This is a genomic window from Flagellimonas halotolerans, from assembly GCF_035818535.1.
GTDB classification, from domain to species: Bacteria; Bacteroidota; Bacteroidia; order Flavobacteriales; family Flavobacteriaceae; genus Flagellimonas; species Flagellimonas halotolerans.
The window spans coordinates 115,106-135,628 of record NZ_JAYKYV010000002.1 but is presented as its reverse complement, the minus strand read 5'-3'; the positions used below and the strand labels follow the sequence as shown (position 1 = coordinate 135,628).

Below are 20,523 nucleotides of genomic sequence, written 5' to 3'. Positions count from 1 at the left end.
TTGGGAAAATTAATATCCAACTGCGGTATCGTCGCCACGTTTGTCCGCTCCACCTTCGAGCTTTCCATCGGGCAAAACACGAATGGCATCTACTTTGCCGATAATGGGCGTGCGCTCTTCGTTAATAATGTATCCTTTGGATTTTAACTCGGTTTTGAGTTCTTCAGAAAAGCCTTCGGGTTCAAAAATCACCATATCGGGCAACCATTGGTGGTGGAATCGTGGCGCATTGACTGCTTCTTGCATGCTCAAATTAAACTCATATACGTTTAAAATAGTCTGTGCCACCGCTGTAATGATGGTGGAACCTCCGGGAGTGCCGACCACCATGTACAACTTGCCGTCCTTCTCCACAATAGTAGGCGTCATACTGCTCAACATACGTTTTTCCGGTTCAATGCTATTGGCTTCGGCGCCTATAAGTCCAAACATGTTGGGGACACCGGGTTTGGCACTGAAATCGTCCATTTCGTTGTTCAAAAAGAAACCGAGTTCATCGCAATATAGCTTGGAACCATACCCGCCGTTAAGTGTGGAGGTTACAGAAACGGCATTTCCCTCACTGTCCACTATGGAAAAATGGGTGGTTTGGGCACTTTCAATAATCTCTACTTCACCGTGGCTTACTTCTGATGATAGTGTGGCCTTATCAAAAGAGAAATTGGCCATTCTTTCTTGAAGATAGTCATCATTCAGCAGCATATCATAAGGAATGTCCACAAAATCGGGGTCGCCCAAATAGTAGTTCCTGTCCGCATACGCTCTTCGTGAAGCTTCGGTGAACAACTGAATGGTTTTGGTGGAGTTGTGTCCAAATTTTGAAACATCGTAGGGTTCCATCATTTTAAATATTTGGTTGATGGTAACCCCGCCGCTACTGGGCGGGCTCATGGAAATAATCTTGATGCCCTTGTAATCAAAAACTATGGGGTCTCTCCAAACAGCTTCATACTTTTCCAAATCTTCTTCGGTGATGTAACCGCCATTTTCCTGTACAAAAGCAGCCAGTTTTTGGGCAACCTCACCTCTGTAAAAACCATCCCTGCCTTCTTCCATAATTTTTTGAAGTGTTTTGGCGTAGGCGGGGTATTTTATAGTATCGCCCGTAACAAAAGGACCTGCAAATTTGGTGCTGTCCCCATTGGCTTCAATAAAATCCTCCCGATAGCCTTCCAATCGGTTAGCTTGTTTTTTGGTGACAACAACGCCTTTTTTTGCAAGTGCTATAATTGGCTCTATAATCTCTTTGAGTGGAAGTTTCCCGAATTTCTTGTGGACTTCCAGTACCCCGGCCACCGTTCCTGGCACACCTACTGCGGTCCCGCCCGAGGTGCTCATTCCTGGAATTACATTGCCCAAGGAATCCAAATACATATCCTTGTGGGCTGCCAAAGGGGCTTTTTCTCTATAATCGATTCCTCCGACCTCGCCATTGCTCTTGCGGTAAACCATAAATCCGCCTCCGCCAACGCTACCCGCAAAAGGGTATGCGACCACCAAAGAAAGTTCTGTTGCGACCATGGCATCAAAAGCATTTCCACCTTTTTTCATAATGTCCGCCGCCAATTGTGAAGCTTCTTCGCGTGCGGATACCACCATCGCCTTTTCGGCGACCAGTCCGGTTGGTTTTGCAGGTTGTTGTTTACAATGGATAAATAAGATTAGGGGCAAGAGGAGTATTAGTCTTTGCATAGAGAAATAAATTTTTGGTTGGAAAAGGTAATCAATTCTTTAAAAAATGAGGTGAATTCATTTTCAAAATCAGTATAGTGCTCTTCAAGGTCTAAAATGGCAAAATTCATCTTGGATTTGTTTTTGGTGCGTCGGTTCATTCCGTTCAAAACACGGTCAATTCCAGCTAAATTGGCATAATTGAGCAACCAATTGTCCGTAATCATGTAGGGCATCATGCGTTTGGTGGCCATGGGGAGGATGTCGTAGTTGTCTTCCAATAAATCATAGAAGTCCTCCACAAATTCATCCAAAGGTGTTTTGGAATAATCACTCCAGTTTTTGGCTAAAAAGTGGTCGTAATAAATGTCTACAATAACTCGGCTGTAATGGCTGTAATTTTTATGGAGGCGTTTGCTACTTTGCCTCACGATGGGATGAGAATCGGTAAAGGTGTCGATTTCCCGATGGAGGAGTATGCCCTTCTGGATTTTATCCGGCAGGTGTTTGTACTTGTTTCCACGGATATGATCCGCAAAGAAATTACCCAAAGTGATTTCCTTATCATCAAAAGATAGATAAATATGAGCCAAGAAGTTCATCGGGGCAAATTCTTTTTCTGTCGAAATTTACAAATTCAAAACATGGAATCGGATATGCCCGATTATATTTGCAAAAACTTTTTTAACAATTATGACACTGATTAAATCAATTTCTGGAATACGAGGAACCATCGGGGGCAACACTAACGATAACTTAACGCCCGTTGACGCGGTAAAATTTGCTGCTGCTTATGGGACTTGGTTAAAGTCATATTCCAACAAACAAAAATTGAAGGTCGTAATTGGACGGGATGCCCGTTTGTCGGGCGAGATGATCCAGAACTTGGTGGTTTCCACCTTGGTCGGGTTGGGGATCGATGTGATTGATTTGGGATTGTCCACCACGCCAACGGTAGAAATTGCCGTTCCTTTGGAAAAGGCTGATGGAGGAATCATTTTAACGGCCAGCCATAACCCCAAGCAATGGAATGCACTTAAATTGTTGAACGAACGTGGTGAGTTTTTGGATGCCGAGCAAGGGGCCAAAATTTTGGAATTGGCCGAAGAAGAGGATTTTGAGTTCGCTGAAGTGGATGATCTGGGAGAAATCATTAAAAATGATTCCTATATCGATATCCATATTGATGAAGTTTTGGAACTTTCCTTGGTAGATGCCGATGTGATCAGGGGCAAGGGATTCAAAGTGGTGGTTGATGGCGTAAACTCCACAGGAGGTATTGCCATTCCCAAGTTGTTGGAAGAATTGGGCGTGGAGGTCGTAAAGCTTTATTGTGACCCAACGGGCCATTTTCCGCACAATCCTGAACCTTTGAAGGAACATTTGGGGGACATCTGCAAGAAAGTAGTGGAAGAAAAGGCCGATTTTGGTATTGTGGTAGACCCCGATGTTGACCGTTTGGCATTCATCAGCAACGATGGTGAAATGTTCGGGGAGGAATACACTTTGGTGGCCTGTGCCGATTATGTCTTGGGCAAGACCAAGGGGAATACCGTTTCCAATCTTTCATCCTCCAGGGCATTGCGCGATGTTACCGAAAAACACGGTGGCACATACGAAGCTGCTGCGGTCGGTGAGGTCAATGTAGTGACCAAAATGAAAGAAAACAACGCCATTATTGGTGGAGAGGGGAACGGAGGAATTATTTACCCAGAAAGTCATTATGGTCGTGATGCTTTGGTAGGAACGGCTTTGTTCTTGATGTTGATGGCAGAAAGAGGTGGAACCGTGGCTGAGCTACGTGCCAGTTACCCCAGCTATTTTATGAGCAAGAAAAAAATACAATTGACCCCCGACTTGGATGTTGATGCGCTTTTGGATGCCATGCACAACAAGTACAAGGATGAAGAGGTATCAACCATTGATGGGGTAAAGATTGATTTCCCTGAAAACTGGGTGCATCTTCGCAAATCGAATACGGAACCTATTATCCGAATTTATACCGAGGCTAAATCACAAAATGAAGCTGATAGTTTGGCCGACCGCATTATTGGTGAGATTAAGGAAGTTGCTGGAATCTAGGAGCTGACCGCTTTTGAGGTATCTTTTTGGAACTCTTTTGGTACTTTGTCCTTGTGTTTCCAGCGTTTATGGGTCCAGAAATAATATTCCGGAGCCTCACGAATGGATTTTTCTGTTTCTTTCATAAAAGCTTCAGAAATCTCATAATTTGCTATCACGCTAGGATTTTCGGTCAAAATTTTAAACGTGGCTTGATAGTATCCTCGTCCTACTTTTTTTACCTTAAGATAAACAGGAATCATCCCGTGGCTTTTACAGAGTTCTTCCGCGCCTACGTGTATGGGCACCAAAACATCCATGAATTTTGTCCAATGCCGAGCTCTTTGCAGCATAGGGGATTGATCACTAATGATACCAACCGTAATTAATTCGTTCGTTTCTTTTGCCGCTGCAATAATATTTCGACTCTCATAGGTTTTAATCAGTGTGGTTCCATATTTGCTTCGGATGTTGCGCACCAATCTGTCAAAATATTTATTCTGTATGGGTTGATAAATCGCGTACGCCTTTGATTTGACCATTGAGTTTAATGAAAACACCCATTCCCAACTAGCATAATGGGGCATCATTATCATAATGTTTTTGCCTTCATTTTCCAGTTTTTGCATTACCTCAACATTTGTGAAAACATATCTTTTTTTCATTTGCTTATTGGTAATGCCCAAAGTCTTAATCATCTCCAGAAACATATCGCAGAAATGTTTGTAGAATTCTTTTTCGATCAACAATCGTTCTTCATCCGACTTTTCAGGAAAAGCAAGGACCAAGTTGTTGCGTACCACTTTTTTACGATACCCGATTACATGGTACAAGAGTACATAGACACCATCAGAAATAAAATAAATGATTTTAAAGGGAAGTCTGGAAATCAACCAGAGCAAAGGATAAACAAGGATATAAACTACCAGCTGCATAGACTATTCTTGTGTACAAATATAGCTATATTTGAACCCAAACCTTTATTTACATGCTTAATTTACATATTGCCACTATTGCTATTATGGCCGCCAATGTCTTGGTTTCCTTACGCGGATTCAACAACATGGTTTTTTTTGACAGGTACAAGTTCAATATCAGCGCCATACAGGCCGGGCAGCGTGAAAGAATGGTGACTTCGGGCTTCTTGCACGTGGATATTTCCCATTTGTTCCTGAACATGTTCACGCTCTACTTTTTTGCTCCCGTGGTGATCAGCTGGTTTGGTTCCATCAAGTTTCTGATTATTTACCTAGTTAGTTTGATTGCTGGCAGTCTTCTGGCTTTGTTTTTCCATAAAGATGAGCCTTATTATAGTGCCGTTGGCGCCAGTGGTGCAGTGATGGGGGTTCTGTATGCGGCCATATTGTTGAATCCTGATATGCAATTGGGCATTATGTTTATCCCGATTCCCTTACCTGCGTATGTGTTGGGAATTGCTTATTTGTTGTATTCCATATGGGGTATGAAGAGTAGAATGGGCAACATTGGACATACCGCTCACTTTGGTGGGGCCATTGGGGGCTATGCAACCACTTTGTTGTTTAAGCCAGAACTTTTTGTGACGGATACACTAATTGTGGTGTTACTGGCCATTCCCATAATCATCCTGTTTGTTTTGGGGAAAATGGGAAAGATTTAGGTTCAAGACTCAAGTTAGGAGTTAGGAGTTCAGAGTTAGGAGTTATTGGGTTATTCAGTTACTGCCGACTACGGTACTGCAAACTGTTTACTGCCTAGAGCATCAATCTCCTATAATCCCTACCCACGGCAGACACGAATTGCACAAATGACCATCAATTATTCCATTTTCATTACGAACCGACCAATGGGAGGGTGAGAAATCTACTTTGTGATATGTTCCCAGGTTTCTTTAAAAAATGGATTCCTGCCTTCGCAGGAATGACATACTCAGGCATCAAGTTCAAGAGCAAAGAAAAGAGAACCAAGACTTCGTGCATCTTGCATCCGACTAGGTTATTGAGTTACTGCTTACCGCCAACTGACTTCCGACTTCGTGCATTAAACTCAAACGTCAAGTTTAAGAGCCAAGAATCAAGACTTAAGAACCAAGACTCAAGTTCAGAGTTAGGAGTTATTGGCTTACTGCCTAACTGTTGACTGCAAATTCAAATATCAAGTTCCAAAACTCCCGACTTCGGACATGGGGCTTCCGACCACTGGATCAAGTTATTGAGTTACTGCGGACTGCCAACTGCCACTGCTTACTGCAAACTGTATTACTGGACCGCATCAATCCCAAAGCTCGGCGACTTCTTTTTTTACAAAGGCCAAAGCGGCGTTGGAAGGAGATTCCTTTTCCATAGTCTGATTGAGAATATCTTCCCGAAGCTTATCCGGAGAATCGGTTTCGCTCATTCCAGCGGAACGGATGATTTGAATGGTTGTATTTTTAGCCGTTTTGATAATGTTCCAGCAAGAATCGGACATATATATCTGCTGTGATAGATTATGCTCGAATTCCGTTTCAATCTGTTTGATCAACAGGTTTTCGTAATCGCTTTTCTTTTTACCTGTTGGTGCTACTCGAACCACAAGACTGTTCAGGGCAATACGCTCCAAAAAGAGCGCCATACGCTCGTATGCTTGTAAACGAATGGGCAAAGTTTCTTTTTGAGAATCTTTGTGCAGTAAAAAGCGTCTGCGACCATCTTCATTCCGGGTGTGCAATCTAAAAAAATAGAAAGCAACTGCTCCGGTAACAACGGCTGGTAATAAATAAGCAAATAACTGAAGTATTTGATCTCCACTCATAAGGTAGTCAGGTTTTTATTGATTTTACTCTACCAAGAACGCATCAAAACCTCAAAAAGTATTTTAAGCCAAAAGGTTATTAGTTACCTTTCGTACTTTCTTTGGCTTTGGCGTAAAATCCTTTATAGTCCGGCTGTAATTTGATGTTGATTCCCTCCTTAAAATTACCATCTTTAGCGGTAACATTGATGCTTTCGGCAGGAACTTCCAAAGTAGTCACCAATGCTGAGGCAACAGCCGCCACTTGATTGTAGGTTGGACCATATTCCCCGGTAATGTTAAGTCCTTCAACTTCTGCTTTAAAATTAGGATTGGTTTTGATTACACTGGCTACGCCGGCCAACCATGTTTTGCCTTCCTCTGTCAATTCTGATGAAGTATCCGAATCAAAAAGTGCGGTGATACTATTACTGATAACAACAATACCTCCTTCAACACCCACTTTCGCGTTTTCTCCTAAAGTTTGTTTGATTCTGGTCAAGGAAACAATGGCGGTGGAATCGTTTGCGGAAATCATATCGTTGATACCGCTCAATTGTCTTTCCTTTCTGGCCAAAGCTTCCATGGCACGATCTACGTTATCCGAATTTTGTTTGGAAAGTTCCGAGAAGTTGCTCATATTGCTTAAAAGCGTAGCATTGGCATCACGAAGGGTTATGTTTTCTGCTTTAAGGGTTTCTGCCTCGGCATTGGCTGATGATATTTCTCGTCTTGCCTTTGCTAATTCCTGCTCCACTTCGGAAATCCTGGTTTTCAAAGTATCTATTTCAGCAAAAAGTTCGCTTTTTCGTTGAGAAAAAGCACTTGAAGCTATCACTAAAAACAGGATTAGGGGTAATTTTTTTTTCATAAGTAGTACTATAGTTTATTTAAATATCTGGGTCTAAATTATAATGTTTTTTGTAATGCTGGTTTTCCGCCCAAGTGTTCACAATCCAAAAGATTTTGCATAGAATCAAATTTCACCTTTTCTTTTTGGTAACCATAAACGGATTTTAAATCGCTGCTAAGATAATCATCATCTACGTTTACTTGCACATCATCCATATTAAATTGACAAGGATGCTCGTAACCCGCAGCATGGGTGATTTCCAATAACTCTTTTCTGAATGTTTTAAAGTATTGCGCCAATCTATCGGATTTTAAAGGCACATTAATTCCGCTTTGACGCCACTTACTTTGGGTGGCGACACCAGCAGGACATCGGTTGGTGTGACAAACCTGTGCTTGGATACAACCGATGCTCATCATGGCCTCCCGGGCCACATTGATACAGTCCACGCCCATGGCAAATGCCATAGCAGCTTTTCCGGGGAAGCCCAGTTTACCACTGCCGATAAATACGATTCGCTCCGAAAGTCCACGCTCCATAAACAAGCTGTATACCTTGGAAAAACCGTAAGTCCAAGGCAGGGAAACATGGTCGGCAAAACTAGGGGGAGCTGCACCAGTACCGCCTTCACCACCATCAATGGTGATAAAATCGGGGCCTTTTCCAGTCTTTTTCATTAAATCGGCAAGTTCTTCCCATTGATCAATCTTTCCAATGGCTCCTTTAATGCCCACGGGCAATCCAGTTTCCTCAGCAATGGATTCGATAAACTCCAAAAGTTCTGGAATTGTAGAGAAGGCTTTGTGGGTGGGAGGGGAGATCACATCTTTTCCTACCTCAACACCTCGTATTTCAGCAAGTTCCGGTGTTATTTTGGAACCGGGAAGTACTCCGCCCTTACCTGGTTTGGCCCCTTGTGAAAGTTTGATTTCAATAGCTTTAATGCATGGATTTTCATCCACTAGGACTTTTAATTTGTCCATGGAAAACCCACCATCACGAGACCTTACGCCAAAATAACCTGTTCCAAAATGGAAAATAACATCCCCGCCCTTTTTATGATAAGGGGATAGTCCACCCTCACCTGTGTTGTGGTAAGCGCCACATTTTTCTACACCCTGGTTCAAAGATGCTATGGCAGCAGCGGACAAAGAACCAAAACTCATGGCAGAAACGTTGATGATGGATGCAGGACGATAGGGCTTTTTACGTTTGTTGTAAGTTCCCATTACTTTGGCACAGGGCAAAAAATAGGGGTGTTCGTTGTTCGGGTGATTTTTGGGTACTTGAAACCCGATCATCGCATTTTTTATGAAGATGTGTTGATGCTTGTAAATATCTCTGTCCGTTCCAAAGCCCTCATAATTGTTCTCTTTTTTTGCAGATGCGTAAATCCAGCTTCGTTCAATACGGTTAAAGGGAAGCTCTTCTCGATTGTTGGCCACAAAATACTGCCGCATTTCCGGACCAATACTTTCCAACCAATACCGAAGGTGACCTACAATGGGATAGTTATGACTGATGGTATGCGCTTTTTGGAAAAAGATGTCGCGAATGGCAACCAAGAATAGGAAAATCAGAAGCCAAGACCACCAAGGAATATCAGCTAGAAAATCAAGGAATGCTTCCATATTTTTTAATTTGACGTAGTAGCTACAAATATCAAGCCCCAATATTCAAATTCCAAATGCTGGAGGATATTGGGGCTAAAGTATTATTTTTAGTTAAAGGTTAAAAACCCTACAAACTTGCTTGACGGCAGTCAGGTTTTATTGCAGTTACTTTGGTTGCTATAATTTTTTTTGGATAATCCCCTCTCCGGTCTCCCCAAAGGGGAGAAGTTTCCCTCCTTGGAGGGATTAAGGGAGGACCTGATACCAGATGGCAAAGAATTTCATTCTTTTCTTTAAAACTATGGATTTCAAATCCATAGCGGTTTATTTACTTCTATCCAAATAATCCAAAGCAATCTCGGTCATCGCTTTTACACCCAATTGCAGGCCGCTGTCATCAATTTTGAAATCTGGTGTGTGGTGCGGAAAATGCTCGTCGGGACCCGCGTTGGGGTCTTTACCGCCCAAAATGTAAAAGAAACCAGGGATTTTTTCTTGATAGAACGAAAAATCCTCCGCTCCGGTAATGGCTTTGATCAAATGCACATTTTCGGCACCGGCCACTTCTTGAAGACTTGGAAGCGATGCTGCGGTCAAGTCGGTATCATTATAGGTGATTGGCACCCCTTTGGCAATTTCCACGGTAGCTTCGGCACGATAGGCCTTGGCAATGGTTTCTGCCATTTCTATCATTCTATCGTTCACTTGTTTTTGCATATCGTAATCCAATGTACGGATGGTTCCAATAAGTTCTGCGCTCTCTGGAATAATGTTGTTACGCACACCACCACTGATTTTTCCAACGGTGATGACAGCAGCTTCCTTGGTCAATTCCAATTCACGGCTGATGATGGACTGGTAGCCATCCACAATTTTGGAGGCTACAAAAATAGGGTCGATTCCACCCCAAGGCTGTGAACCGTGAGATTGCTTTCCTTTGATTTTGACGACAAAGCGTTGCGCTGCGGCCAAAGCTCCACCTGGTTTATACGCAATGTGTCCCACAGGTAGGTAGGAACCAATATGAAGGCCATAAATGGCATCTACCTTGGGGTTTTCCAGTACGCCTTCTTTCACCATAAGTTCGGCACCGCCTTCCTCTCCTGGAGGAGCTCCTTCTTCGGCAGGCTGGAAAATGAATTTGATGGTTCCGTGGATTTTATCCTTGTTTTTGGCCAAAACCTCTGCGGTTCCCATCATAATGGCAATATGGGTATCGTGTCCGCAAGCGTGCATTACACCAACTTCTTCGCCTAAATATTCAGATTTGACTTCAGATTTAAATGGAAGGTCGTTTCTTTCGGTAACCGGTAGGGCATCAATATCGGCTCTAAGGGCAACCACTTTTCCGGGATGGTCCCCTTTTAAAACTCCGACTACACCTGTGTGGGCAACCCCTGTTTGTACTTCGATGCCCAAAGATTTTAAATGGGCGGCAATTTTTTCTGCCGTTTTAAACTCTCTGTTACTGAGTTCCGGGTTTTGGTGCATATCGCGTCGCCATTCTATTACTTTGGATTCGACAGCGGCGATGTCTTTTTCCAGCCCATGGTCTTGGGCATACATGGATAAACTTGCGAAACAAAGGGCAAGTGCTAAAATTTTCTTCATAATCAGGTTGAGTTAGTTTATAAATTGATTGGACGGTAGCCTTGGTTTTGCAATTGAATATTGGCCGTCATAGCGGAGAGCGCGATTTTTATGCCGGGAATCAAATCTTCTTTAGGAAGGTCCCTAGTTTTAGAGGATTGTCCGCACATAATTATTTCCACACCGGCCTCTAAAAGTTTTTCAACGAGTTCTCTATTTGGATTTTCCACCTTATATCGGGCTTTATGTGCATCGTCGGACAGTAAATTTCTTGCTGCGGTGCCATGCACGATAAGTGCAGCTTTTAATTGCGAAGCAGGGATGCCGCTTTGGGCGTGCATATTTAAAAAACGCGCTACTGTATTCAGGTTTTTATTGATTTCGGTGTCGGATTTTGGTCCATCTTTAACATCAAAAACCACTTTAAACGCTTGTGATTTGTCCGTTTTAAAGTCTGGGTTGTCTATTTCCCAAACGGCACCATAGTTTTCTACAATGGGACCTGATTTAGTTTCTTGTGAAATTCCAGAAAATGCAACAATAATTAAAAGGAATAGGGGGAAGTGGTGAAAATTCATCAGCTATTTTAATTAAGATGTTAAATATATTTAAAAATAAGACCAAATCCGAAAACAGTGTTTATAAAAATTGAAAGCTTGATTTCAGCAAGAGATCAATAATGGCTAATTTCACGCCTACGTTTAAAAGCTTCTGGCCCTTGAGTAATTTTATAGATGAATTGAATGATGCGCAGCGCGCCCCTGTGCTGCATAAGGATGGACCTCTAATGGTAATTGCGGGTGCAGGCTCTGGTAAAACCCGGGTGCTCACCTACAGAATAGCCCACTTGATGGAGCAGGGGGTGGACTCTTTTAATATTTTGGCCCTTACCTTTACCAATAAGGCAGCGCGCGAAATGAAGAAACGTATCGCCACCATTGTTGGTAACTCCGAAGCAAAGAATCTTTGGATGGGTACGTTCCACTCCGTATTTGCCAAATTGCTTCGGTACGATGGCGATAAACTGGGGTATCCAAGTAACTTTACCATTTACGATACACAGGATTCCCAACGTTTGATTGCTTCCATCATTAAGGAGATGGGGCTCGACAAGGATATTTACAAGTACAAACAAGTACAAAACCGGATTTCATCCTATAAAAACAGTTTAATTACTGTTAAGGCCTATTTTCAGAATCCTGAATTGATGGAGGCAGATGCCATGGCAAAACGCCCAAGATTGGGAGAAATTTATCAGAATTATGTAGATCGATGCTTTAAGGCGGGCGCTATGGATTTTGATGACCTTTTGTTGCGGACCAACGAACTGTTGACCCGTTTTCCGGAGGTGTTGATGAAGTATCAAGACCGTTTCCGATACATTTTGGTGGATGAGTACCAAGATACCAACCACTCCCAGTATTTGATTGTGAAAGCACTGTCGGACCGATACCAGAACATTTGCGTGGTAGGGGACGATGCACAGAGTATTTATTCCTTCCGTGGGGCCAACATCAGTAACATCTTAAATTTCCAAAGGGATTATGACGATGTTGCCGTTTATCGTTTGGAACAGAATTACCGTTCTACCAAAAACATTGTCAGTGCAGCAAATTCCATCATAGCAAATAATAAAAACCAGTTGGAGAAGAATGTTTGGACCTCCAATGATGATGGTGGGCTTATAAAAATACACCGCAGTGTCACCGATGCCGAAGAAGGACGCTACGTAGCGGGCTCCATTTTTGAGAGCAAGATGCAAAATCAGATGCAAAATGGTGATTTTGCCGTGCTCTATCGGACCAATTCACAATCAAGAGCTATTGAGGATGCGCTTCGTAAACGTGAAATTCCTTATCGGATTTATGGCGGATTATCCTTCTATCAGCGTAAAGAGATCAAGGACGTGCTCGCCTACCTGCGATTGATCATCAATCCAAAGGATGAGGAGGCGCTAAAGCGGGTCATTAATTTTCCGACGAGGGGAATAGGGCAGACTACTGTGGATAAGCTGGTGGTGGCTGCCAATCACTACAACCGTTCCATTTATGAGGTAATGGAGCACCTGGATAAGCTCAATTTGAACATTAATGCCGGAACCAAGCGCAAGTTGGCAGATTTCGTCACAATGATCAAGAGTTTCCAGGTTATGAACGAGGGTTCCGATGCGTTTACCCTGGCGGAACATGTGGCCAAAAAAACAGGATTGCTGTTGGAGTTCAAAAAAGATGGTACGCCCGAAGGTATTGCCAAGATGGAGAACATCGAGGAACTTTTGAACGGTATTAAAGATTTTGTTGAAGGTCAAAAAGAAATTGCCGATGCCACGGGAAGTCTCACCGAGTTTTTGGAAGATGTTGCCCTTGCCACCGATATGGATAAGGATATCGAAGATGACGATAGAGTGGCTTTAATGACCATCCACTTGGCAAAAGGTCTTGAATTTCCCTACGTGTACATTGTTGGAATGGAAGAGGATTTGTTTCCATCGGCCATGAGTATGAACACCAGAAGTGAACTGGAGGAGGAGCGAAGGTTATTCTACGTAGCGCTAACACGGGCTGAAAAGCAAGCGTTTCTTACCTATACCCAAAACAGATACAGATGGGGTAAACTCATTGATGCCGAACCCAGTCGGTTTTTGGAAGAAATTGAAGAGAAGTATGTGGAAAACTTAACCCCTGTGAATGACGGCTATCGTTATAAATCCACAATCGACAAGAATATTTTTGGGGAGGTGGACAAGAGCAAACTAAGGCAGGTGAAACCGAAAAACGGGACGCCACCGAGTGTGCAAAAGCCCAGCGAAAACCAGTTGCGTAAATTAAGGAAGCTCAAACCTGAAATTTCTGCCCCGACCCAACCCATGGATTTAGACCCAGGGCTGGTTACAGGGGCACGAGTAAACCATACCCGTTTTGGGCGAGGGAAAATACTAAATATAGAAGGTGTGGGGAATGATAGAAAGGCTGAAATCCATTTTGACCAAGGTGGCATCAAAAAACTGTTGCTACGTTTCGCCAAACTTGAGGTGTTGGACAGTGCCTAATAAATTTTCGCTATCTGATGATTAAACCATCTCTGGTTTAGAGATTTTCTAATTAATTATTTAGAGGCTGTTTGGGTGGGCAAAAATGCTTAAATTCAAAGCTATTATTTTCAATTAATAGACCAAACCAACCAACATCCCCCTATGAAAAATCTCTTTCTCAAACCCACATTTGTTGCTGTAGCCATTCTTGTTATTACACTTTTTGGAGTGGCGGGCTATCATTATGCCATTGGATACCCAGCTTGGGTGACAATGCTGGCAGGAATCCTAATTGGCATTGTATTGCTCATCATCTTAAAATTAGTGCTGACTTGGGTTTCCCCTTTCGCCAAAAAAATCCCAACCACTCTGGTAACTACCATTCTTGGTGGTTTTTTAGCACTTTATATTATGCGGATGTATGCCTTTGGATGGCCTTCTATATTATTTTACGGATTGACATTATTTGGCTTTGTCTGTTTCATCTTGCTCACTTTGGGTGTTTGGCAAATCATCAAAAAAAAGAATGCTAAAAAAGGGGCAGTTCTTGTTGTTATAGGTGTTGCTCTGGGAGTTTTAGGCTTTTATGGCTTCACTGCTTTGGATGGTGATCCTTATGTAGATGAATCATCATCAGAAGAAACGATTGATGTTGCCTTTTTGAGTGAAATGGGTATTGAAGACCCTTCCCAAAAAGGGGATTTTGAGGTAGAGGTTTTTACCTACGGAAGCGGAACGGATGAAAAACGACCTGAATATGCAGCAGATATTAAGATAAAAACCCCAACGGTCGATGCTTCACGATTGCTTCCTGAGTGGAAAGGGAAAAAGAAAAAATGGCGTGAAAAATATTGGGGCTTTGGTGTGGACAGCTTTCCTTTGAATGCCCGTGTGTACATGCCCAAAGGAGAAGGTCCCTTCCCCATGGTAATGATGGTACACGGCAACCATAGTATGCTCGATTATTCCGATGGAGGTTATGCCTATCTCGGAGAGCTTTTGGCCAGTAGGGGGATCATAGGCGTCTCTGTTGATGAAAATTTCATCAATGGGCATTGGTCCGGAGATTTTATGGGGAAAGAAATGCCCACCCGTGCTTGGTTGTTGCTAAAGCACTTGGAGCAATGGAAAAAATGGAATGATGGGACTGACCCGGATATCAAAGGTAAGGTGGACATGGACAATATTGTGCTTGTGGGGCACTCCAGAGGTGGAGAAGCGGTATCCATCGCAGCAGCTTTTAATAAATTGGATAGGTTTCCCGATAATGGCAACGAGAAGTTCAATTTTAATTTTGGCATACAAGGAATCATCACTATTGCACCAACAGATTACCGCTATGATCGTGAAATCAGTCTTGAGGATATCAATTATTTGTCAATTCAAGGAGCTTACGACTCGGATGAGACCAGTTTTTGGGGGATGCGGCCTTTTCGTCGGTTACAATTTTCAGAAGATTTTGATGGTTTTAAAGCAGGTCTGTATATGAATCATGCAAACCACGGTCAGTTTAACTCCACTTGGGGACGGTCGGATTTTGGTGCGCCCATGAAATGGTTACTTAACCTTAAACCTTTGATTTCGGGCGAAGAACAGCGCCAAGCTGCCAAAGTTTATGTGAGCGCTTTTGCGGAGGCGGTTCTAAAAGGAAACAAGGATTATCAGCCTATGTTCCAAAATGTGGACTTGGTAAGCGATTGGTTGCCCAAGGAAGATTACAGGAGCCAATACAGTGACATTCATAAAAATGTACTGGTCAATTTTGAAGGCGATTTGGATGTAACCAGTGCTTCAAACGATATAAAATTGTCCGCCGAAAATTTTAAGGTGTGGCGTGAAACAGAATTGTTGGCCAGGGATGGCGGGAGCCAACATAACAATGCCTTGGTGCTCGGTTGGAGCCATGGCTCGGATGTTGATAGTGATTCCATCCCAATTTATAGTATAGCTCTTACTGATACTTTAAAGAACTTTGGCCCTATAGATACTTTGGCCTTTTCCATGGCCATTGGGGATGTTTCCGAATTAAAAATGGAGGATAAAGAAAAACCTGAAATGCCAGATACAGGTTTCAATTTTAGCATTATGCTCAAGGATAGTTTGGGCAATTCCGCTTCAGTGGAGTTGACTGAATATAACAGGCTTCCCAAAAAAATAAAAACCAAGTTTACCAAGTTTGATTTTTTAGACGAGAAAATGATAGGCAAGGATTCTGAGACCCAATTGAAAAGTTGTTATGTTCCTATTTCATCTTTTTTAGCAAAGAATGATAGCCTGAAATTGACCAAACTGCAAAGCATTAACTTGGTATTTGACAAAGATACTTTGGGGGTTGTTGTTTTGGATGATATTGAGTTTTATAGAAAAAATAACTAAAAATAAAGTTTATCAACGGGAAATATTATTGGGTTATTCAGTTATTGGGTTACTGCCACTGCAAACTGACTTCCGACAAGTTCAAGTTCAAGAGCAAATAACAAGTGCCAAATTCCAAACTTTCGACAAGTTCAAGAACAAAGGGCAAAGAACAAAGAAGAAAGAAAAGAGAGCCAAGACACAAGTTCAGAGTTCGGAGTTACAAAGTTATTGGGTTGTTGAGTTACTGCGTACTGCAACTGCCAACTGGCATCGTGCTTCGGACAAGTTCAAGTATCAAGTTCAAGTATCAAGTTCAAGTTCAAGTTCAAATGCAGAAAGAAGATAAACAAAAGCAAAGAACCTCCTTGCCTTGAACTCGCCTGTCTACCAGCAAAGGAGGTTTCGGGGTCTCCTCTTATGGGATTCCGAAACCAGTTCGGAATGACGATTGGCTAGGTTGATGAATTTTACGGATTTGCACGAACATATTTACACTTTTATGATGATAGGTTCAGGCATCGAGCAACCAGCATCGGGCATCAAAATTAAGTTCAAGCTCAAACACAAAGGCAAGGGTTGCTGTATACGCGGTACATTGCCGAATATGAATGCGTATTATTGTTCAAACCCAGTTGCCGCATACCCTTCGTGGGGTTTTCCCGATAATGGAATTTTCGATTCTGCCAAGCTCCCATTGGTTATAGTGTAGGCTTTGGTAGTTGTATTAAAATGTCCTTTTTCCGAAGAAAATCTACCATTGAGAAGGTATACGGTCTTACCGTTGCTCTGATTTGTGGATGTTACCCCATAATAGATCATAGGTTTTCCATAAAGGGAAGACGCTACAATCTTACTTTTGGATTTATAAAGGGCAATGTTTTTAATGTTGTGACCCATGCAATCCATTTTGGTCTCCCATGAAAAAACACCGAATTGTTGATCGTCCGAGATCACAAAGCCAATCTGGTGTTCATCTTCGTCATAAGCAGCTACCAAATCTTCAAATTTTCTGCTGGACCGTATGTTTTCAACTATTTTCCGCATTTTTTCGTTTATGGTCACTATTTCATCCAAGTTTTTACAATCAGTAGTGTCCAACCCATTAAGCTGAATTAATAAATTATCCAATTGGGCAAGTGTGTTTTTTGCATCAAATTGTTCTTCTTCCATAAAATTGGAATTGTTACAGCTTGTGAAAGGTATCAAAAATCCAAAAGTGATGCATGCGATAATTAGTGTATTCAATTTCATAAGAATGCGATTTTTATCTAAAGGTGGGGTATAAATTTTAATGTTTAGGGTCAAAATCAACCAATGGCCTATATGAATTGATGAATGGCCCATTTCCCTTTATAAAGATTCGATTCTGGTGATAGGTTGTGTGTATTATCAAACATTTAACATGCCTAACAGAACACCTTATATTTGGTTGCATAAGTGTTATCTTTGTTGTTTATTCCTTAACAAAATGGCAGAGTTGATAAGACTTTACGAAGAAAACCCTAATCCCAAGCAAGTTGAAAAAGTTGTGAACGTGCTTAGGAAAGGAGGGCTTGTGATCTATCCCACGGATACTGTTTACGGTCTTGGTTGCGATATTACCAACTCAAAGGCCCTACAGCGCATAGCTAGGATAAAAGGGGTAAAGTTGGAAAAGGCCAATTGGTCCTTTATTTGTGCAGATTTAAGCAATCTGTCCGATTATGTTCGGCAGATAGATGGTCCAACATTTAAGATATTAAAGCGTACCCTTCCAGGGCCTTATACTTTTATACTTCCGGGGAACAACAATCTTCCGAAAGATTTTAAAAAGAAAAAGACGGTGGGTATCCGTGTGCCCGACAATGCAATTGCAAGGGCATTGGTGTCCGAATTGGGCCACCCAATTGTTTCTACATCCATCCGGGATGACGACGACATTCTGGAATACACCACAGATCCTGAACTTATTTATGAGAAATGGCAAAACTTAGTGGATATTGTAATTGACGGTGGTTATGGGGATAATGTTGCTTCCACGGTCATAGACCTCTCTGGCGATGAACCCGTAGTAATTCGGGAAGGCAAGGGCAGCCTTGAGATTTATTAAATAAAAAAAGCGGCCAATTGGCCGCTTTTTTATTATTGTAAGCTAAAACTTATTTCTTATTTGCCTGTACCGCCTATAGCTGGGTCTTTCATTCCTTCTTCGATCATGTTGTAGAACTGATCGATTTTTGGAAGTACAACAATTCTTGTTCTTCTGTTCTTAGCTCTATTGGCAGAAGTATCGTTATCAACAAGAGGTACATAGTAGCTACGTCCTGCAGCTGTCATTCTAGCAGGGTCTACACCAAAGTCGTTTTGAAGGATACGAACAACAGAGGTTGCTCTCTTCACACTCAAGTCCCAGTTATCTGCAAGTTCCGAAGTTCTAATTGGTACATTATCCGTGTGTCCTTCGACCATAAATTCAAAATCGGGCTTGTTGTTCACCACTTTGGCTACTTTGCCAAGTACTTCTTTTGCTGCATTTGTTACGTTGTAGCTTCCGCTTCTAAACAACAATTTATCGGAAATGGATACGAATACAACACCTTTTTCAACGCTGATTTCGATGTCTTCGTCATCCAAGTTGCCCAATACGCCTTTTAGGCTCTGTACCAAAGCAAGGTTAACGGAGTCTCTACGTGTAACGGCATTTTGAAGTTTTCTGATGGTAAGGTCTTTTTCCTGAAGGCTTTCCAAGGACTTCTCAAGGTTTTCGGCACCTTTTGTAGTAAGCGTTGTCAAGTTGCCCATGTTGTTGATGAGCTCTTGGTTATTTGCTTTTAGGAATGCGTTTTGGTCTTCAAGTGTTTTCAACCTGGAATCTGCAGTTGCTTTTTCTTCCAAACAATCGTTGAGCTTAACGGTTGCAGAATTCAATAGGTCTTGGGCTTCTTTGTGTTTGGCTTCAAGATCGGCATATTTCTTTTGCGATACGCAAGAAGATAAAAGAACTGTCATCGCCAATGTTCCTAGAAAAATTTTTTTCATAGTTCAGAATATAATTTAAGGATTGTTAGATTTATCAAATGTCGAAAAACAACACCAAAATTAGATAAAAAGCAAGGTATCTATATTTAGGCATCGTTAATCTTTTACTAAAATGTTAAAATTATTTACTTGATGTACGAAATAGGACCATACTATGGATGTCGTAATATGGTACTTTAATAAAAAATTAGCTTTTTCGCGCTTTCTGTACATTTTTATAAAGTTAACATAAAAACTGAGATGAGCCTTTAAAATAGCAAAACAGTGGTCAAACTTTAATTGAAAAATGAATCGTACGGCAGCAATGCCATCCAGTAGTAAACGGACAAAAATTATGGGAAGCGCTTTTTTTCTTGGAAGGTTTTTTGTGATGGAGTAGAGGGAGTTCCTGAAATTCAGATACGTTTTTTTGGGATTCATGTTGGATAATGTACTGCCCCCTAAATGATACACATGGCTTTGGCCAACGTAATACACTTTGTGCCCGGCATTTTTGGCCCGCCAACACAGGTCAATTTCTTCTTGATGGGCAAAATAGTCTTCGTCAAAACCTTCTAACTCACTAAAAACCTCACTTTTTATGAACATACATGCACCTGTGGCCCAAAATACTTCTTTTATATCGTCGTATTGTCCCTCGTCCTTTTCTATGGTCTGGAATATACGTCCCCTACAAAAAGGATAACCGAACATATCTATAAACCCTCCAGCTGCACCGGCATATTCAAAATAATCCTTTTGGTTAAGATCCAATATTTTGGGTTGGATTATGGAGGCATCGGGAAGGTTGTTAAAGGCTTCTTTTATGGGTTTAAGCCAGTTTGGAGTTACCTCAACATCAGAATTCAACAAACAGAACACATCTGCCTCAATGTTTTTTAACCCATCGTTGTAACCTTTGGCAAAACCTCCGTTCGAAGCGTTTTGAACAATGCCGATAGTAGGGTAGTGTTGCTTTAAAAAATAGACAGAACCATCGGTGCTGGCATTGTCCACAACATAAATGTCAGCTCCTTCGGAATATTCCATAACCGAGGGCAGAAACCTTTCGAGTAAGGCTTCCCCATTCCAATTAAGTATGACGACGGCAATTTTCAAAACGGAGGCAAATTAACGGCTAAAATCAGGAATTTCCTCTAAAAACCTGTATTTTTCATTCCCGTGGTCCATTTCACAATAATAATGTTCCAAGCCGTTGGTCACCATTAGGTGGTCGGCTTTTAGTTGATAGTTGTACCTCGCAATCTGGTCGAAGGTGGATTGGGTTATTTTAATTTCTGGTGCTTTGCACTCCACAAGCAGAAAAATGGAACCATCCGAATTAAAAACAACAACATCGTAGCGTTTCTTGAGTTTGTTGACCGTTAGTTGCTTTTCGGCATTCACCAGGCTTTTAGGGTAGTTTTTCGTATACACCAAAAAATGAAGTACATGCTGTCGTACCCATTCTTCAGGTTGGAGTACCACAAATTTTTTACGTATATCGTCAAAAATGTACTGTCTATTTTGGCTATTTTTGATTCGAAATGAATAAGACGGAAAGTTCAAAGCTTGCATGCTACAAAACTGGTGATATA

Annotated in this window: 18 protein-coding genes; 6 read left to right on the top strand and 12 right to left on the bottom strand. The window is 41.8% G+C overall.

All coding sequences use genetic code 11. The features are described 5' to 3' along the window. Window positions 1-9: 9 nt before the first annotated feature. A complete protein-coding gene (ggt, locus tag VM932_RS03735; RefSeq protein WP_326277230.1) occupies window positions 10-1,692 on the bottom strand; it encodes a gamma-glutamyltransferase in 1,683 nt (560 codons plus the stop codon). Further along, on the bottom strand, window positions 1,680-2,273 hold the full coding sequence (locus VM932_RS03730; protein WP_326277229.1) for an acyl carrier protein phosphodiesterase: 594 nt from the start codon (window positions 2,271-2,273) through the stop codon (window positions 1,680-1,682). The genes ggt and VM932_RS03730 overlap by 13 nt, the downstream gene beginning before the upstream one ends. Before the next feature lie 91 nt (window positions 2,274-2,364). Between VM932_RS03730 and glmM the strand changes: the two genes are divergently transcribed. Next, a complete protein-coding gene (glmM, locus tag VM932_RS03725; protein WP_326277228.1) occupies window positions 2,365-3,753 on the top strand; it encodes a phosphoglucosamine mutase in 1,389 nt (462 codons plus the stop codon). On the opposite strand, the gene VM932_RS03720 is transcribed toward glmM, so the two are convergent. Continuing rightward, window positions 3,750-4,667, bottom strand: coding sequence for a lysophospholipid acyltransferase family protein (locus tag VM932_RS03720; RefSeq protein WP_326277227.1), 918 nt, complete (start codon window positions 4,665-4,667; stop codon window positions 3,750-3,752). The two genes, glmM and VM932_RS03720, sit on opposite strands and share 4 nt — an antisense overlap. 53 nt (window positions 4,668-4,720) lie before the next feature. Here VM932_RS03720 and VM932_RS03715 point away from each other — a divergent pair, with 53 nt between their 5' ends. Continuing rightward, complete coding sequence (locus tag VM932_RS03715; RefSeq protein ID WP_326277226.1) at window positions 4,721-5,371, top strand: rhomboid family intramembrane serine protease; 651 nt, start codon at window positions 4,721-4,723, stop codon at window positions 5,369-5,371. Window positions 5,372-5,982: 611 nt separating this feature from the next. Here the strand turns inward: VM932_RS03715 and VM932_RS03710 are convergent. From VM932_RS03710 to VM932_RS03690, 5 genes are all read right to left on the bottom strand, one after another. Further along, window positions 5,983-6,504, bottom strand: a complete 522-nt coding sequence (locus VM932_RS03710) for a DUF7935 family protein (protein ID WP_326277225.1) — start codon at window positions 6,502-6,504, stop codon at window positions 5,983-5,985. A gap of 79 nt (window positions 6,505-6,583) precedes the next feature. Continuing rightward, window positions 6,584-7,354 carry a hypothetical protein gene (locus VM932_RS03705; protein WP_326277224.1) on the bottom strand — a complete coding sequence of 257 codons (771 nt, stop codon included), beginning with the start codon at window positions 7,352-7,354 and terminating at the stop codon, window positions 6,584-6,586. Window positions 7,355-7,392: 38 nt separating this feature from the next. Continuing rightward, window positions 7,393-8,967 carry an FMN-binding glutamate synthase family protein gene (locus VM932_RS03700; RefSeq protein WP_326277223.1) on the bottom strand — a complete coding sequence of 525 codons (1,575 nt, stop codon included), beginning with the start codon at window positions 8,965-8,967 and terminating at the stop codon, window positions 7,393-7,395. A 306-nt stretch (window positions 8,968-9,273) separates the two neighbouring features. Continuing rightward, the gene (locus VM932_RS03695) at window positions 9,274-10,560 is read right to left on the bottom strand and encodes an amidohydrolase (protein WP_326277222.1); all 1,287 of its coding nucleotides are present in this window, start codon (window positions 10,558-10,560) and stop codon (window positions 9,274-9,276) included. 17 nt (window positions 10,561-10,577) lie between these two features. Beyond that, window positions 10,578-11,117, bottom strand: a complete 540-nt coding sequence (locus VM932_RS03690) for a DsrE family protein (RefSeq protein WP_326277221.1) — start codon at window positions 11,115-11,117, stop codon at window positions 10,578-10,580. A 101-nt stretch (window positions 11,118-11,218) separates the two neighbouring features. On the opposite strand from VM932_RS03690, the gene VM932_RS03685 reads away from it, so the two are divergent. The 3 genes from VM932_RS03685 (at window position 11,219) to VM932_RS03675 (ending at window position 16,274) form a co-directional block, all read left to right on the top strand. After that, window positions 11,219-13,588 (top strand): ATP-dependent helicase, encoded by a 2,370-nt coding sequence (locus VM932_RS03685; RefSeq protein WP_428979717.1) that lies wholly within the window; start codon window positions 11,219-11,221, stop codon window positions 13,586-13,588. 144 nt (window positions 13,589-13,732) lie between these two features. After that, a complete protein-coding gene (locus tag VM932_RS03680; protein ID WP_326277219.1) occupies window positions 13,733-15,946 on the top strand; it encodes an alpha/beta hydrolase in 2,214 nt (737 codons plus the stop codon). Then, complete coding sequence (locus VM932_RS03675) at window positions 15,921-16,274, top strand: hypothetical protein (RefSeq protein WP_326277218.1); 354 nt, start codon at window positions 15,921-15,923, stop codon at window positions 16,272-16,274. The genes VM932_RS03680 and VM932_RS03675 overlap by 26 nt, the downstream gene beginning before the upstream one ends. Window positions 16,275-16,543: 269 nt before the next feature. Here VM932_RS03675 and VM932_RS03670 read toward each other — a convergent pair whose 3' ends face one another. Beyond that, window positions 16,544-17,179 carry a hypothetical protein gene (locus tag VM932_RS03670; RefSeq protein WP_326277217.1) on the bottom strand — a complete coding sequence of 212 codons (636 nt, stop codon included), beginning with the start codon at window positions 17,177-17,179 and terminating at the stop codon, window positions 16,544-16,546. 217 nt (window positions 17,180-17,396) lie between these two features. Between VM932_RS03670 and VM932_RS03665 the strand changes: the two genes are divergently transcribed. Next, the gene (locus tag VM932_RS03665) at window positions 17,397-18,017 is read left to right on the top strand and encodes an L-threonylcarbamoyladenylate synthase (RefSeq protein ID WP_326277216.1); all 621 of its coding nucleotides are present in this window, start codon (window positions 17,397-17,399) and stop codon (window positions 18,015-18,017) included. A gap of 56 nt (window positions 18,018-18,073) precedes the next feature. On the opposite strand, the gene VM932_RS03660 is transcribed toward VM932_RS03665, so the two are convergent. The 3 genes from VM932_RS03660 to VM932_RS03650 all read right to left on the bottom strand — a co-directional run bounded on the left by VM932_RS03660 (window position 18,074) and on the right by VM932_RS03650 (window position 20,503). Then, complete coding sequence (locus tag VM932_RS03660) at window positions 18,074-18,946, bottom strand: OmpA/MotB family protein (RefSeq protein WP_326277215.1); 873 nt, start codon at window positions 18,944-18,946, stop codon at window positions 18,074-18,076. A gap of 96 nt (window positions 18,947-19,042) precedes the next feature. After that, a complete protein-coding gene (locus VM932_RS03655; protein WP_326277214.1) occupies window positions 19,043-20,044 on the bottom strand; it encodes a glycosyltransferase family 2 protein in 1,002 nt (333 codons plus the stop codon). A gap of 12 nt (window positions 20,045-20,056) precedes the next feature. Then, the gene (locus VM932_RS03650; protein ID WP_293163291.1) at window positions 20,057-20,503 is read right to left on the bottom strand and encodes a type I restriction enzyme HsdR N-terminal domain-containing protein; all 447 of its coding nucleotides are present in this window, start codon (window positions 20,501-20,503) and stop codon (window positions 20,057-20,059) included. Window positions 20,504-20,523 lie beyond the last annotated feature (20 nt).

Excerpts from the sequence above, each read along its gene's own strand:
- VM932_RS03705 (WP_326277224.1), bottom strand. The coding sequence starts at position 7,354 with ATGAAAAAAAAATTACCCCTAATCCTGTTTTTAGTGATAGCTTCAAGT.
- VM932_RS03670 (WP_326277217.1), bottom strand. The coding sequence starts at position 17,179 with ATGAAATTGAATACACTAATTATCGCATGCATCACTTTTGGATTTTTG.
- VM932_RS03660 (WP_326277215.1), bottom strand. The coding sequence starts at position 18,946 with ATGAAAAAAATTTTTCTAGGAACATTGGCGATGACAGTTCTTTTATCT.
- VM932_RS03665 (WP_326277216.1), top strand. The coding sequence starts at position 17,397 with ATGGCAGAGTTGATAAGACTTTACGAAGAAAACCCTAATCCCAAGCAA.
- VM932_RS03720 (WP_326277227.1), bottom strand. The coding sequence starts at position 4,667 with ATGCAGCTGGTAGTTTATATCCTTGTTTATCCTTTGCTCTGGTTGATT.
- VM932_RS03695 (WP_326277222.1), bottom strand. The coding sequence starts at position 10,560 with ATGAAGAAAATTTTAGCACTTGCCCTTTGTTTCGCAAGTTTATCCATG.
- VM932_RS03690 (WP_326277221.1), bottom strand. The coding sequence starts at position 11,117 with ATGAATTTTCACCACTTCCCCCTATTCCTTTTAATTATTGTTGCATTT.
- glmM (WP_326277228.1), top strand. The coding sequence starts at position 2,365 with ATGACACTGATTAAATCAATTTCTGGAATACGAGGAACCATCGGGGGC.
- VM932_RS03650 (WP_293163291.1), bottom strand. The coding sequence starts at position 20,503 with ATGCAAGCTTTGAACTTTCCGTCTTATTCATTTCGAATCAAAAATAGC.
- VM932_RS03710 (WP_326277225.1), bottom strand. The coding sequence starts at position 6,504 with ATGAGTGGAGATCAAATACTTCAGTTATTTGCTTATTTATTACCAGCC.
- VM932_RS03700 (WP_326277223.1), bottom strand. The coding sequence starts at position 8,967 with ATGGAAGCATTCCTTGATTTTCTAGCTGATATTCCTTGGTGGTCTTGG.
- VM932_RS03730 (WP_326277229.1), bottom strand. The coding sequence starts at position 2,273 with ATGAACTTCTTGGCTCATATTTATCTATCTTTTGATGATAAGGAAATC.
- VM932_RS03680 (WP_326277219.1), top strand. The coding sequence starts at position 13,733 with ATGAAAAATCTCTTTCTCAAACCCACATTTGTTGCTGTAGCCATTCTT.
- VM932_RS03685 (WP_428979717.1), top strand. The coding sequence starts at position 11,219 with ATGGCTAATTTCACGCCTACGTTTAAAAGCTTCTGGCCCTTGAGTAAT.
- ggt (WP_326277230.1), bottom strand. The coding sequence starts at position 1,692 with ATGCAAAGACTAATACTCCTCTTGCCCCTAATCTTATTTATCCATTGT.
- VM932_RS03715 (WP_326277226.1), top strand. The coding sequence starts at position 4,721 with ATGCTTAATTTACATATTGCCACTATTGCTATTATGGCCGCCAATGTC.